The organism is Acinetobacter chinensis, from assembly GCF_002165375.2.
Lineage (GTDB): Bacteria > Pseudomonadota > Gammaproteobacteria > Pseudomonadales > Moraxellaceae > Acinetobacter > Acinetobacter chinensis.
Map to the genome: position 1 here is coordinate 2,809,962 of NZ_CP032134.1, position 15,204 is coordinate 2,825,165.

13 protein-coding genes are annotated in these 15,204 nt (G+C 41.2%); 11 read left to right on the top strand and 2 right to left on the bottom strand.

The window, feature by feature from the left end; all coding sequences use genetic code 11:
- Positions 1 to 12 precede the first annotated feature (12 nt).
- Positions 13 to 1,245, bottom strand: a complete 1,233-nt coding sequence (locus CDG60_RS14280; protein WP_394373892.1) for an SfnB family sulfur acquisition oxidoreductase — start codon at positions 1,243 to 1,245, stop codon at positions 13 to 15.
- 256 nt (positions 1,246 to 1,501) lie between these two features.
- Between CDG60_RS14280 and CDG60_RS14285 the strand changes: the two genes are divergently transcribed.
- A complete protein-coding gene (locus tag CDG60_RS14285) occupies positions 1,502 to 2,905 on the top strand; it encodes an LLM class flavin-dependent oxidoreductase (RefSeq protein WP_087514297.1) in 1,404 nt (467 codons plus the stop codon).
- Between the two features lie 321 nt (positions 2,906 to 3,226).
- On the opposite strand, the gene mobR is transcribed toward CDG60_RS14285, so the two are convergent.
- Positions 3,227 to 4,918: a phenol degradation transcriptional regulator MobR gene (gene mobR / locus CDG60_RS14290; RefSeq protein WP_087514296.1), complete on the bottom strand. Its 1,692-nt coding sequence runs from the start codon at positions 4,916 to 4,918 to the stop codon at positions 3,227 to 3,229.
- Between the two features lie 423 nt (positions 4,919 to 5,341).
- On the opposite strand from mobR, the gene CDG60_RS14295 reads away from it, so the two are divergent.
- The 10 genes from CDG60_RS14295 (at position 5,342) to CDG60_RS14340 (ending at position 15,200) form a co-directional block, all read left to right on the top strand.
- On the top strand, positions 5,342 to 5,629 hold the full coding sequence (locus CDG60_RS14295) for a phenol hydroxylase subunit (RefSeq protein ID WP_087514295.1): 288 nt from the start codon (positions 5,342 to 5,344) through the stop codon (positions 5,627 to 5,629).
- Positions 5,630 to 5,647: 18 nt separating this feature from the next.
- Complete coding sequence (locus CDG60_RS14300) at positions 5,648 to 6,637, top strand: aromatic/alkene monooxygenase hydroxylase subunit beta (RefSeq protein ID WP_087514294.1); 990 nt, start codon at positions 5,648 to 5,650, stop codon at positions 6,635 to 6,637.
- Positions 6,638 to 6,658: 21 nt separating this feature from the next.
- Positions 6,659 to 6,928 (top strand): MmoB/DmpM family protein, encoded by a 270-nt coding sequence (locus CDG60_RS14305; RefSeq protein WP_087514293.1) that lies wholly within the window; start codon positions 6,659 to 6,661, stop codon positions 6,926 to 6,928.
- Between the two features lie 44 nt (positions 6,929 to 6,972).
- Entirely contained in the window at positions 6,973 to 8,514 is a 1,542-nt protein-coding gene (locus tag CDG60_RS14310; RefSeq protein WP_087514292.1) for an aromatic/alkene/methane monooxygenase hydroxylase/oxygenase subunit alpha, read from the top strand.
- A gap of 97 nt (positions 8,515 to 8,611) precedes the next feature.
- Positions 8,612 to 8,974, top strand: a complete 363-nt coding sequence (locus CDG60_RS14315; protein ID WP_065995000.1) for a phenol hydroxylase subunit P4 — start codon at positions 8,612 to 8,614, stop codon at positions 8,972 to 8,974.
- 12 nt (positions 8,975 to 8,986) lie between these two features.
- Positions 8,987 to 10,048 carry an NADH:ubiquinone reductase (Na(+)-transporting) subunit F gene (locus CDG60_RS14320; protein ID WP_087514291.1) on the top strand — a complete coding sequence of 354 codons (1,062 nt, stop codon included), beginning with the start codon at positions 8,987 to 8,989 and terminating at the stop codon, positions 10,046 to 10,048.
- A gap of 191 nt (positions 10,049 to 10,239) precedes the next feature.
- Positions 10,240 to 11,118: a SphA family protein gene (locus CDG60_RS14325; RefSeq protein ID WP_087514290.1), complete on the top strand. Its 879-nt coding sequence runs from the start codon at positions 10,240 to 10,242 to the stop codon at positions 11,116 to 11,118.
- A gap of 229 nt (positions 11,119 to 11,347) precedes the next feature.
- Positions 11,348 to 12,292 carry a catechol 1,2-dioxygenase gene (catA, locus tag CDG60_RS14330; protein ID WP_087514289.1) on the top strand — a complete coding sequence of 315 codons (945 nt, stop codon included), beginning with the start codon at positions 11,348 to 11,350 and terminating at the stop codon, positions 12,290 to 12,292.
- Positions 12,293 to 12,381: 89 nt separating this feature from the next.
- Positions 12,382 to 13,641 (top strand): GTPase, encoded by a 1,260-nt coding sequence (locus tag CDG60_RS14335; protein ID WP_087514288.1) that lies wholly within the window; start codon positions 12,382 to 12,384, stop codon positions 13,639 to 13,641.
- Positions 13,638 to 15,200, top strand: a complete 1,563-nt coding sequence (locus CDG60_RS14340) for a dynamin family protein (RefSeq protein ID WP_171405461.1) — start codon at positions 13,638 to 13,640, stop codon at positions 15,198 to 15,200. The genes CDG60_RS14335 and CDG60_RS14340 overlap by 4 nt, the downstream gene beginning before the upstream one ends.
- Positions 15,201 to 15,204: the final 4 nt, after the last annotated feature.

The window sequence follows — 15,204 nt, forward strand, 5'->3', positions numbered from 1 at the left end:
TCAATCTCCTGTTCAGCTCCAAGGATGACGTGGTGGAGGCACATCATTCAGATAATAGTTCCCCACAATATTCAGTTTCCAGCGCACAGGATCATGCAAAGTGTGGGTTCGGGCATTTCGCCAGTGACGGTCAAGATTCAGCTCAGACAGTGTCGAGCGTGTTCCAGACAGTTCAAACAGTTTATTTGCTGCCAGTAGCGCAATTTCAGTCGTCAGGACTTTGGCTTCTGCCGTCAGCAGTGTTGCTTCAGACACACTCTCTTCAGATGGATTGTCCAGTGCACGGTCAATTGCTTCCCCTGCCAGATCAAGTACCGCTTCTGCTGCTCTTAATTTAATTTTTAATTCACCAATACTGGCAATGGTATACGGATCTTCTGTTGCCTTATTCAGTCCTGAATCAATCCAGGGACGGGCAAACTCACGAACATAACCAATCGTTTCCTGAATGGCACCACGGGCAATACCTGCATCCACCGCTGCCTGAATGAACTGGGAAATAGCACCTGCTGCCGTTGGACGCTGAAATGCTTTAAAAATAGGAACAACATACTGCGAATCTACCTGAACATGATCCAGCAATACGGTTCCACTCGTGGTGGTTCTCTGTCCAAAACCACTCCAGTCATTGATGATGCTTAAGCCAGGACTGTGCTGTGGTAAAAGTGCAGCATACGGTTTACCTTCGTGATCTACCGCCACAACAGGAATCCAGTGAGCAAGCAAAGCACCGGTTGCAAAAAACTTCTGACCATTAATCACAGCATGCCCATCTTTAAACTCAATCTGAGTCGTCAGATCTGCAACGGTCTTTGAACCTTTTTCAGAAAATGCATTTCCGAAACGCTGACCGCTCAACACTTTTTCAAAAAAGAATGCCTGCTGTTCCTGAGTTGCATCCAGACGGATATGTTCAATAAACGCCCAGTGATTCTGAGCAATCTGCCCCAGCGAGGAGTCTGCACTGGAAATAATTTTGACCACTTCCGCCAGTGTCTTATAACTGACACCCGCACCACCAAAAGCCTTTGGAATGGTAATTCCCCATAATCCTGAAGCTGAATAACTGTGAATTTCCTTTAAAGGCAAACGACGTTCATGATCACGTATGGATGCTTCTTTGGAAAACTCCTCAGCCAGACGATGTGCTGCTTCGATCGCTTCTGCATCTGACTGAATAATATGAGCTGCCTGCTCCTGAAGATAAAAATCTTTAGGGATGCTTTCTGCATCTGCCAGTTGAATTTCAATTTTTGCTGTCATTTATACTTACCGTTTTTCGTTATTTGATTTACGCTACCACCACTTACTAAAAATTATTAATAAAATAATCAGAAAAGCTTTTCACCAGAATAAAAATTATTATCCTCAGATTTAAAATAAAATTCTTAAAATCTGCATAAAAGAAAAACTGCATAAAACATTTGATTTAATTATTAAGAAAAACACTGTTTTAATTTTATGTTGGTATTTAAAAGTTAATTCAATTTTATGGTTTATTATGACAAAACAAATTCGGTTCAATGCTTTTGAAATGAACTGTATTGCTCATCAATCCCCTGGTCTATGGCGGCATCCTGAGGATCGTTCCACAGAATATAAAAACCTCGACTACTGGACTGATTTAGCAAAAATACTGGAACGTGGAAAATTTGACGGTATTTTTATAGCGGATGTACTGGGCATTTATGATGTCTATCATCAGTCCGCTCAACATGCGTTAAATGGTGCAGTACAGGTTCCTGTCAATGATCCTTTACAGATTGTTCCAGCCATGGCAGCGGTCACAGAACATCTTGGATTTGGGGTCACGACATCCATTTCATTTGAACATCCTTATCCATTTGCCCGCCGCATGAGTACGCTGGATCATTTAACTAAGGGTCGTGCGGGATGGAATATTGTGACCTCTTACCTTGAAAGCGGTTCAAAAAACCTGGGGCTGAAAACACAGGTCAGCCATGACAACCGTTACGATATAGCGGATGAATACCTTGAAGTTCTGTATAAACTCTGGGAAGGCTCATGGGAGCAGGATGCTGTGCTGAATGATAAAGCACGTGGTATCTATACCGATCACAACAAAGTTCATCCGATACAGCATGAAGGAAAATACTTTAGTGTTCCTGGGATTCACATCTGTGAACCATCCCCACAACGAACGCCGGTTCTCTATCAGGCTGGAGCGTCTTCACGTGGGCAAAGCTTTGCCAGTCAGAATGCTGAATGCGTCTTTATTTCAGCTCCGACCAAAGCAGCGGTAAAAAAACTGGTTCAGAGTTTACGCACTAAGCTGACTGAAGAAGGGCGTGATCCGTCTTCCGTACTGATTTATACACTGATTTCCATTGTTACCGATGAAACGGATGAACTGGCACATAAAAAATTTGCAGAGTATCAGCAATATGGAAGTTACCACGGCGGGCTGACACTGGCTTCGGGCTGGTCAGGTGTGGATTTTTCAAAGTTCAATGCAATAGATAAAGTCGAATATATCCAGACGGAAGCGATTCAGTCCATGCTGAATTCTTATGTAAAAGCAGATCCTGATAAAGTCTGGACTATCGAAGAAATCGCTCAGTTTATCAGTGTAGGTGGCAATGGTCCTGTTATTGTGGGTTCCCCTGCAACGGTTGCAGACCGACTTCAGGAATGGTCAGCAGAAACAGGAGTCGATGGTTTCAATCTGGCTTATATACTTGCGCACCAGACTTTTGAAGATGTCGTGGATTATATTGTGCCTGAACTGCAGAACCGTGGTGTTTACCAGAAGGAATATCAACCTGGAACCTTACGTGAAAAACTGTTTGGTCAGGGAGACCTGCTGAATAATCAGCACAGGGGAGCCAGTTTCCGTTATGGTGCGGAAAATTTCCAAACAGATATCAATAAAAAAGCGGGTTGAAATATCCTCTTTATACTTTTCAGTTTAAAAGAGCACTTTAGGGGTGCTCTTTTTATAGGTATGATTTATTCTAAAAATAATTACTATAAATAAAAAATCATTAAAAACTTAGACGAACATTTAAAAAATAACACTTTAATGATGAATCAATATTAAAAACATCACTTTATTAAAAATATATCCTTTCTATTTTAAGACTGTATTAAATAAATTTACAGAGTCAGGTCAACCACATATCTAAGTTATCTGTTAGATTTAAATACCTTGGGGAAAATTCGGCTTTTAAATGTTTATATATCAAAGCTGATTGAAATTAAAATTTCAGTTTCGCTGAGCATCCATCATTTTCTTTAACCTATACTCTAAAGTTGCTCGACTGATGCCCATCATTCGGGCAGCTTCAGATACATTTTCGCGACTTTTAAGCATTGCAGTACGAATAATTTTTTGTTCAAGTTGTTCTAAAGAAAAGTCTTCAGTGAATAAATCTTCGACATTGGTAAAACTATTTACTGGCTGGGCCACAACATCCTGTTCTTTAAGCTGCGGAAATAAACTGTCTAATTTGATTTCCTGTTGATGATCTGTCAGTAAAGTCGCCCTTTCCAGTAAGTTTTCCAGCTCTCGAATATTGCCTGGCCACTCATATTTCATCACAAAATTTTTAGCTTTATCACTCAAACCTTTTAAGGTTTTATCATACATATTTTCAAAACGTGCTAAAAAATGGCTGATTAATAAAGGAATATCCTCACGGCGCTCACGCAATGGCGGAATCATTACCGGGAAAATATTTAAACGATAATATAAGTCAGCACGGAATTTACCATTCTTAACCGCTTGCTCTAAATCTTCATTGGTTGCAGCAACGATCCGGACATCAACTTTCCGTGTCTGTTGATCACCGACACGTTCAAATTCCCCTTCCTGCAACATTCGCAATAATGCTGCCTGTGCCCGTGGAGACAGTTCTATCACTTCATCAAGGAAAATCGTACCGCGATGCGCACGCTCAAACTTACCAATACGAGTCTGGGATGCACCTGTAAAAGCCCCTTTTTCCACCCCAAATAATTCGGCTTCAATCAAATCTGGCGGAATACAGGCACAGTTTACAGCAACAAATGGTTCTGCCTTTCGTTGACTTCCTTCATGTACACCACGTGCGAAAGCTTCTTTACCAACGCCAGTTTCACCCTGCAAAAGTACAGCAACTTTACTGCCTGCAGCTTTTTTGAGTAAATCACAAACCTTTCGATATGCCACTGATTCCCCAATAGCAGCAAACATGGTGTAGTCACTTTCAGCTTCGGTATAAATATTTTTCTTTAATTCATTTAACTCAGCCTGCAAGGCAATAATTTCATCTGACACAGGATCTGGCGACATAAAGCGGATTAATTCATCTGAATTTTCCCATTCACTTAAAGGCTTGCCAATAATTCGGCAATGCTCATCTCCTTTAGCAACACAGTGGGTCTCCTGATAAATAATGGTCTGTCCCATCACAAAGCTGCTATACCCACAGGCATAGCCTAAAAGCATCCAACAGGCTGGTTCCTCCGATGCACCAAATTCACTTAAATGCACTTCGGCTTCAAAAGAATTCAGCCAGTTGAAATCTGCATAGAACTCTTTTTGATCATGACTTAAATGCAGTTCATTCACATCCACTTGCACCATACCTCGAATGCCATGCATCTGAGGACCTGCCATAAAGGCTTCTGCTTCATTGAGATTTGGACGTAGTTTTGAAGTGACCTCGGCATCTCGCATCCCAGCCTGGTAACCACAACGGATAAAAAAGTGTTTGGTACGTTCTAAGCCAAGCATATTAAAAAGATCTTTTCTTAAATAACCCAGAATACTGGTGTGCATCAGCAACATACGGTTTTCATCGAACCAGATCTGTCCATGCTCAGTATCAAAAATAATTTTATCGAGTAAATCCTGAATATCTTTATTCTGTTCCAGTATCTGCTTATAGACCTTCACATCTTTGGCTTTGGGCATACTGTCCGTCCTTGGCTATATGTCTTTGTGAATGCAATATTGATCTTACCTAATTCACAAACCCTGGGTAGACTACCTTATTCTTATATTTACATACCTTTTAAGTATATTAAAATTATACCTTTATAAATCAATTCATTATAAATATACATTTTTAAGTAAAAATTAAAAAAACTCCATGCTTTTAAACAGCACTACTCAAAGTTTATTCATTTATTTTCATCAAAACATGAAAATCTCAAATATATCTATTCATCAAATGATGAAATTTGCCTGATCAAATTAATCAGGATTTTATTTAAAAACAATAAGCATTTGAAAAATATATAAATTAAAAAGATGGCACGCTTTTTGGAATATGTATAACAAACGCAAGGTTGCGTCACTGACAAGAAGTCAGTGCTGAGATAGAGGATGATCGTTATGCATCAGACACAACAGAACCAGCTCACCAAATACATTCGTATTACAGGTGATCGTGATGCCAGATTTGTTGAATTCGATTTTGCGATTCACGACCCAACTTTATTTGTCGAACTGATTTTACCTCGGGAAGCTTTTCAGCATTTTTGTGAAATAAACCAGGTCGTAGAAATGACAGAAGAACAGCAAGCATGGAATGACGCACAGGAAGACAAATGGCGTTATGGCGTTGAACCTACTGTCCTCAACCCAGCCCAACCTCATATAGATCAAGACGATCACGCTTAAGTCCATACGGAGATCAAGATGACTTTAGAAATTAAAACATCGAGCCTAGCCCCAATTCGCCAAACTTACGCGTACATTGAACGCCGTTTTGGCAATAAGCCAGCAACACGTTACCAGGAAGTCAGTTTTGATGTACAGGCAACCACCAACTTTCATTATCGTCCTTTATGGAAGCCTGATAAGACTTTGAATGATAAAACTCATACCGCCTTGCAGATGCAGGACTGGTATGTGTTTAAAGACCCTCGTCAGTTCTACTACGGCGCTTATGTACAACATCGTGCACGTTTACAGGATACCGCTGAAAGTAATTATGCATTCTTTGAAAAGCGTTTTCTGGTTGAGAATATCAGCGAAGAAGTGAAGCAAAAAATCATCACCTGCTTACTGCCATTTCGCTATGTGGAACAAACGGCAAATTTACACATGATGTCAGGCAGTGCCTATGGTTATGGCACAGTCATTACCCAAGCCTGTATTTTTGCTGCGATGGATCGTCTCGGCATGGCGCAATACATTTCACGTATTGGCTTGGCACTGGATGGCAATACAGGTGAGTGTTTACAACAAGCCAAAGACGCTTGGATGAATGACGCAGCTTGGCAACCGCTTCGTAAACTCTGTGAACAAAGTCTGACTGAACAGGACTGGTTCAAACTCTATGTACTGCAAAACCTGTTGATTGATAGCTGTATCCAGAGCCTTGTCTATGGACAGTTTGATCAATACTTAGTTGAAAATGGCGCACGTGATGTAGCGATGCTGACTGAATTTATGCAGGAATGTTTAAGCGATTTACGTAAATGGTCTGACCCAGTTTTTAAACTTGCCGTTGCTGAATCTGAGGAAAATAAAGTCCTGATTCAAGGCTGGATTGCTGAACTGTTACCACAAGTTCAGGAGGCGTTTAGCGCATGGGCAGGTCTTGCATTGGGTGATAGCAATATCGAACAAGCCGTTGCACTGATCGCAGAGCGCAGCAAAAAAGCAGGTTTAGCTGACATTTAATATTGCATAAGGAATTGCACCATGACTTCAAAAGTTTATTTAGCGCTACAGGACAATGACACCTCTCGCTACATCATCGAAGCGATTGAACAGGATAATCCCGATGCCACGATTCAGTATTTACCAGCCATGATCCGTGTAGAAAGCACAACTGGCCTGGTGATCCGTGCAGAAACGGTATCTGAAAAACTCGGACAGGACTGGGACATTCAAGAGTTACAACTGAATATGATCACACTGGGTGGCAACGTCGATGAAGACGATGACACCTTTACCCTGAAATGGAATTAAGTCATTGCACAACTGCATTTAAAGATTGAACAGGATGATCAAAAATGAATACTGATGTTAAAAATACAAAAACAGCGACTAAAACCGCAACCAAAAAGCTGAATGCCAAAGACCGCTACCGCATGCTGACCCGTGATCTGGATTGGGACTTTTCCTATGCAGATCGTAAAGATGCCTTTCCTTATGAAGAGTTTGAAGGCATTAAAATCACCGATTGGTCAAAATGGGAAGATCCTTTCCGTTTAACCATGGATTCATACTGGAAATATCAGGCTGAGAAAGAGAAAAAACTCTATGCCATTTTCGATGCTTTTGCACAAAACAATGGGCAAATGAATGTTTCCAATGAGCGTTATTTAAATGCCATTAAACTGTTCTTAACAGCAGTTACACCTTTGGAATATCAGGCTTATCAAGGCTATGCCCATGTAGGTCGTCAGTTCAGCGGCATCGGTGCACGTATCGCTTCACAGATGCAATCGATTGATGAATTGCGTCATGTGCAAACCCAGATTCATGCCATGAGCCATTACAACAAGTTCTTTGATGGCTTCCAGGACTGGTCGCACATGCATGATCGTGTGTGGTATTTGTCTGTACCAAAATCATTCTTTGAAGATGCACGTTCAGCAGGTCCATTCGAGTTTTTATTGGCAATCAGCTTTGCGTTTGAATATGTATTGACTAACTTATTGTTCGTTCCTTTCATGTCAGGCGCAGCTTACAACGGTGATATGGCAACGGTGACTTTTGGTTTCTCAGCACAATCTGATGAAGCTCGTCATATGACGCTTGGTTTGGAAATTGTCAAATTCCTACTTGAGCAACATGAAGACAACGTGCCAATCGTTCAGGAATGGATTGATAAATGGTTCTGGCGTGGCACTCGCCTACTCTCTATCGTCGGCATGATGATGGATTACATGCTGCCAAATAAAGTGATGTCCTGGAAAGAAGCTTGGGAAACTTATTTTGAAGAAGCAGGCGGTGCATTATTCAAAGACTTGAGCCGTTACGGTATCCGTATGCCGAAATACTCAGAAGTGATTGAAAAAGAGAAAGAACATGTTTCGCATCAAGCATGGTGGATCTTCTATAACTTCGGTCATGCAGCTGGCTTCCACACGTGGATTCCAACGGATGAAGAAATGGATTGGTTATCTGCGAAATACCCTGACACCTTCGATAAATACTATCGTCCAAAATGGGAATTGGCACGTAAATTAGAAGCTGAAGGCAAACGTTTCTATAGCAACGGCTTACCACAATTGTGTCAGATCTGTCAGATTCCGATGACCTTTACGGAAATGGATGGCGACCCAACCATGTTCAGTTACCGTGACAGCATTTATAAAGACGAACGTTATCACACCTGTTCAGATGGTTGTCATGACATTTTCGAACGTGAACCTGAGAAATACATCCAGGCATGGTTACCTGTGAACCAGATCCTGCAAGGCAACTGTGGTGGTCCAGATTTAGAAACGATTTTACGTGACTATTACAACTTTAATGTCGGTGCGGACAATTTGGATATTGAAGGTTCGCCAGACCAGGAACGCTGGAAAAAATGGAAAGGTGCATAAGCATCATAAGGAATCAAAGATGAAGTTCATTGCTGTGTCAGCCATTCAAAAGTGAATACACAGCATAGCTTCGCTCAAGGAATTTAGGAGTATTCTCATGCCAGTACAAGCAATCCAGGACAATTATCAATTTGAAGCTCTTGATCAACAAAAAAATTATGGCGATAACATGCTGTTATTTATTGGTTGGGATCATCACACACTTTTTTGTTCAGCACATGCTTTTGTGGTGTCACCACAACAAACTTTACAGGAATTGATTGATCAGCAAATCGCAGGTGGATTCAGCCAGCATCCTGAATTTGCAGAAATTGACTGGTCAACTGTGCAATTTACTTTAAACCGCGAAGCGCTGAATGCTGATTTCTCTAAAACACTGGCAGAACAAGGCTTCGACCATAAATCTCTTTTACGCTTTGTCACGCCAAATTTAACGGGCTACAAAGGCAGTCATGTTTAAGGGAGTACGCGGATGAGTTATCAAGTTACCATTGAACCAATCGGTACCACGATTGAAGTCGAAGAAGATCAGACCATCCTTGATGCTGCTTTGCGTCAAGGGGTCTGGCTCCCTTTCGCTTGCGGGCATGGCACATGCGGTACATGTAAAGTACAAGTAACTGATGGTTTTTATGATGTTGGTGAAGCCTCTCCTTTTGCGCTGATGGATATTGAGCGTGAGGAAAATAAGGTTCTGGCATGTTGCTGTAAACCTGAATCTGACATGGTCATTGAAGCGGATGTCGATGAAGACGAGGACTTCTTAGGCTATCTGGTTGAAGATTACCAGGCAAAAGTGATTGAAGTTAAAGACCTGTCACCAACCATCAAAGGCATCCGCCTGCAGATTGATCGTGCGATGCAATTCCAGGCAGGTCAATATGTAAATATCCAATTACCAGATATTGAAGGTACACGTGCATTTTCAATCGCCAATTCACCAAATGAAGAAGGCATTGTCGAACTGCATATCCGTAAAGTTGAAGGTGGTGCAGCCACAACTTATGTACATGAAAATCTGAAACAAGGCGATGAACTGGATATTTCAGGACCTTATGGACAATTCTTTGTCCGTAAATCTGATGATCGTGGCGTGATTTTCATTGCAGGTGGTTCTGGTTTATCAAGCCCACAATCGATGATTCTGGATTTACTCGAAGCTGGTGAAACAAGGAATATTTACTTATTCCAGGGCGCACGTGATGTTTCAGAACTGTATAACCGTGAAATTTTCGAAAATCTTGTCAAAGAGTATGCAAACTTTCACTACATTCCTGCATTGAATGCACCAAAGACAGAAGATGCCTGGACAGGTTTTACAGGTTTTGTGCATGAAGCGGTTGCCAGTCATTTTGAGAATAAATGCAGTGGGCATAAAGCTTATTTGTGTGGTCCTCCACCGATGATTGATGCCGCAATTTCAACACTGATGCAAAGCCGTTTATTTGAAAAAGATATTCATACTGAACGCTTCTTAAGTGCGGCAGATGGCGCAAACGGACAGTCACGTTCGGCATTGTTTAAACATATCTAATCGTATCTTAGATATTAAAAACTTCACTCAAAACTTGTGTAATCTGTATGCATTACAGATCACATGAACGACACATACCTGCCTTTTCAACCTCAGGATGAAGATTGCACATCAGGCAAAGCGAATTCATGGCTTAAAGACATGATTCATTAACCAGAAACTGGACGACAACAGTAATAAAAGGATTTCACATGAAAAAAATCGTAAGTTTAACGCTTCCTTTCATCATCGGTTTTCTGACCACATCCGCACACGCCACAGAAAATGGCGGTGATTCTTTTGCACTTGGTGCAGAAGGCATGATGGCAGGTGCATTACCACCACCCGGTGTCTATTTACTCAACTACTATCAGAATTACCATGCAGGCAGTTTTGATAATGGTCCACCGAATTTTCATGCCGACGTAAATGCCCTGATTCCACGTTTGGTTTGGATGACCAAGCAAAATTATCTGGGTGGGCAACTCGGTTTCTATGCTGCTCAACCATTTGTGGATTTACGACTTTCGGCAGCAGGAATGTCAGACAGTAACAGTGGCTTAGGTGATTTAATTATCGGCTCAATGCTGGGTTGGCATCATGGAAGCCATCACTGGATCGGTGCTGTCGAAGGTGTTTTAGATACTGGGAAATATGACTCAGCAACACCAGCACAGCCTTTGGTTGCCAATATCGGTAAAAATTACAATACCGTGCGCCCGATCATTGCCTACACCTATGCACCTCAGAATGGTTTAGATATTTCGACCAAACTGTCTTATAGCTTCAACACTGAAAATAATGACACCGAGTATAAGTCTGGAGAATATTTTGCAGGTGATTACAGCGTGGGCTATAAACTCAATGACCATGTCAAAGTTGCTGTCGAAGGCTACGCCTTTAAGCAAACCGAATCAGATGAAGTGAATGGAAATAAAATTGGCATGCGTGGACAGGTTTTAGCCGTTGGTCCTGCAATTCAATATCAGGATAAAAACTGGTCTATCGAAGCAAAATATTTAAAAGAAACCAATGTTGAAAATCGCCCTGAAGGTCATACCAGTTATTTAAAAATGGTTTGGGCTTTTTAATACAGGATTTTTCTACAAGTATTTATTTTTTAACAGCCGTCTTAAATAACATACCTTTTTAGTATTTAAAGATACCGGAATTAGACTAGATTAACGGTATTACATTAAATTAAGGTATATAGATCAAATATTCACAAAGCAATATCAGGATTAATGCTGACACAGCGCATCAGATGATTTTAAGAACGATGACGTGTATCAGCATTCTGGCAAGATTAAGGAGATAGCCATGACAGCCAACAATGTTAAAATTTTCGAGACAGAAGAAGTACAAAACTTCATCAATTTGCTCAGTGGACTGGAGCAGGAAGGTGGAAACCCACGCACTAAGCAAATCATTCATCGTGTAGTTTCCGACCTGTTTAAAACTATTGAAGATTTAAACATTACATCTGATGAATACTGGGCTGCGATTGCATATCTAAACCAGCTGGGTACAAGTCATGAAGCCGGCTTACTTTCTCCTGGTTTAGGTTTTGACCATTTCCTTGATATGCGTATGGATGCAGCCGATGCAGCCTTAGGCATTGAGAACCCAACACCCCGCACAATCGAAGGTCCTCTTTATGTCGCGGGTGCACCTGTTTCACAAGGCTTTGCCCGTATGGATGACGGCAGTGATCCAAATGGTCATACCCTCATTCTGCACGGTACAATTTACAACGCAGATGGTCAGCCTGTTCCAGATGCACAAGTTGAAATCTGGCATGCCAATACTAAAGGCTTCTATTCACACTTTGACCCAACTGGCGAACAGACACCGTTCAATATGCGCCGTACCATTATGACAGATGCACAAGGTCATTATCGCGTACAGACGATTCTGCCAGCAGGTTATGGTTGCCCTCCTGATGGTCCAACACAACAGTTGCTCAATCAGTTAGGTCGTCATGGTAATCGCCCAGCACATATTCACTTCTTCGTATCAGCAGATGGTCATCGTAAACTTACCACGCAGATTAATGTTGCTGGCGACCCGTACACTTATGATGACTTTGCTTATGCAACGCGTGAAGGTCTTGTTGTAGATGCGATTGAACATACTGATGCGGCAGTAAGCCAAGCGAATGGTGTTGAAGGTCCTTTTGCTGAAATGGTATTTGACCTTAAGCTGAGCCGTCTGGTTGATGGTGTAGACAACCAAGTAGTAGACCGCCCTCGCCTGGAAGTTTGATATTCTCAAACTTGATCTGTTGAATATTAAAATCAGGCTGGCTGTAACAGTTTAGCCTGATTTTATTTTATGGAAAGATAGAAAATAATATGGATATTCATACTTTCGATACTGCAACCCACGATATTTTAGCCATTCTCCCAGAATACGATATGCCATTGGCTCGGTTGCGTGCCATATTACAGGCAGGTCAGATTCCAACGGTTACCGTTATTGGCAAGTATAATCATGGTAAAAGCCGACTGTTAAATGAACTGATTGGTAACGATATTTTCTCTGTGGCAGATAAAAGAGAAACTGTAAATCTCTCTGAACATTTGCAACATAATATTCGTTGGTTAGATGCACCTGGCTTAGATGCCGATGTTGCAGCTATTGATGATCAATATGCTCAAGATGCCATGTGGAATAAAGCAGATATTCGCCTGATGATCCATTCTGTGCGTGAAGGTGAATTTGATCCTTTTGAATTACAATTATTTCAACAATTCGAGCAAGATACAGAGCAAACACAACGCCAAAGTATTTTGGTACTAACACAAATTGACCAAATCCCAAATCAAACTGTCTTAGCTCACATCATTGACAGTATTCAAAAACAAGCCCCTGCTGCAACTATTTTACCTGTATCTGCGACACGCCATCGTCAAGGTGTAGAAAACTCAAAACAGCTTTTAGTAGAGCGTAGTGGTATCCCTGAGTTACAACAAAAACTCAGCAATATGGTTGATAAAGTTCCAACCGTACGCCAATTCGAAAAAAGTAAGATTTTTGCAGATCTCAAAAAACAACTGTCACATCAACAAGCAACTACCGAAACGAATATTCAGCAACTTGACAATACACTACAACACCAACGCCAAGCCTTTGAACATGATTTAAATCAAATCTTGGATAAAGTACGTCAAGACTTACAACCCATTCTGCATATTTCTGGACTAGATGATTCATTAGAACCAGATTCATTTGCCAATATGTATAAGTTAACTGCTGGCAAACGTGATCGTAACCGCATTCAAGTGGCTTACTCCCGTGCATGTATTGAAATTAACAGTCATCTGGTGCGTTATGGTGTGGTGGGTTTACCTGATGCACAAAAAAGTAATGTGCGTAGCTTAGACACAGTCATGGTTGCAGTATTGGGTGTCTCCGTCAAACTTCGTAAAGATTTAAAGCTCATTTTTGAAGATGAATCAGGACGTGAACGTTTACGCCGTGAATTTGCCCATTATTTTGAATTATCCACTGATCGAATGCATCTGAAACAGCAATTACAGGATTTACAGCAACAGCTTCAGCGCATTACGCAAGCTCAACAGGCATCAAAGACTTTGGAGCAAGCATCATGATCCATAACTCAATTCAAACTTTCATTCATGCCACCGAAACCCTTGATCAGCCTAAAAAAGATATTGTTGCACATTTAGATAAAATGCATACCTGGCATCAACAGCTGGCGCGCAATCTCAATGATCAGCGTTTAAACAGTCATGGGCTAACTTCAGAAAGTTTAATAGCACTGGATATTGCGACACTCAATGCCCAACTTGACCATTACCTCAACCATTGGGAAACCCAGTCAGATACCTTGCATGCTGCGCAATCCGTCGCAGATCACTTTGACGACAAAATTATTTTGCTGATTTTTGGAAAATTCAATGCCGGTAAAAGCTCTTTATGTAATGTATTGGCAGAATGTTTTCACAGACATCAGCAAAGTGTTGAGTATTTTTATCTTGAAGATGGAAAAATTGTTGAAAGTCAGGATCGTTTTAAAGAAGGTGCAACAGAAACCACCACACGTTTACAAGGTGTCTGTTTAGGTAAGAATTTAATCCTGCTGGATACCCCAGGATTGCATTCAGTAACACCTGAAAATGCAGACTTAACTCAACGCTTTCTGGACAGTGCCGATGGCGTACTGTGGTTAAGCAGTTCATCTTCACCAGGTCAAGTCAAAGAATTAGCCGCTTTGGGACAAGAATTACGTCGACATAAACCTTTGTTGCCTGTGATCACCCGTAGTGATTATTTTGAAGAAGATGAGGTGGATGGTGATATTTGTCAGGTCTTATGTAATAAAAGCCCTGAGCAACGCAATTTACAGGAAAAAGATGTACATACCCGTGCGATGGATCAACTCATTGAAATGCACGTTGATCCGAGCCTGCTGCAATCCCCGATTTCCACATCCTCACAGATGCTGAAAAATGCTGATTTCAATAATCAGGAAATGCTAAGTGCCGGTTTTAATCGTTTATTTAATGCATTACTGCATTTGATCCAACCTGCTTTGGCGTATAAACAGCGCAAACCTGCAGAAGCCTTACTACACCATTTGCAGGAACAGATCTTAATGCCGTTACAGATGGAGCTTGTCCCTCAATTAAATCAATTACAGCAGGATCTGAATCATGCACGTGATACATTGATGCAAAGCAAGGAACAGATCATTACCCAAACCTGGCGCGGTATAATTTCAACACTGCCAGGTCTGCTGGAACAATTTGCTGAACAACAGGCAGTGGATGAGCTTTACAGCACTTTGACACAACAGACGGAGCAGCTTCTGTCACAACAGATCTCAGATATCCTGGTTGATTATCAACTGCAGAGTCTTCCGTTTGAAACTCTAAAATTCGCTGAGCATCTCACCTATGAAGTCATTTATGCTGATGATGCAAAAGAAATCTTAGCCATTGGACATGATCGTCTGTATGCTGAAATTTCACAAACCTTATGGCAAAAACTCGATGTTTATACCGATAAAATCATTACCCAATCCCAGTCAGTACTGAGCCATATCCAGGACCAGATTGAAACTGTTCAGCAGGATTTAATCAACGATGAACAGGAGCTGCAATATATTGCACAGCATTTAAGAATGAAGGATTTAGAGCAGGCATAATGAC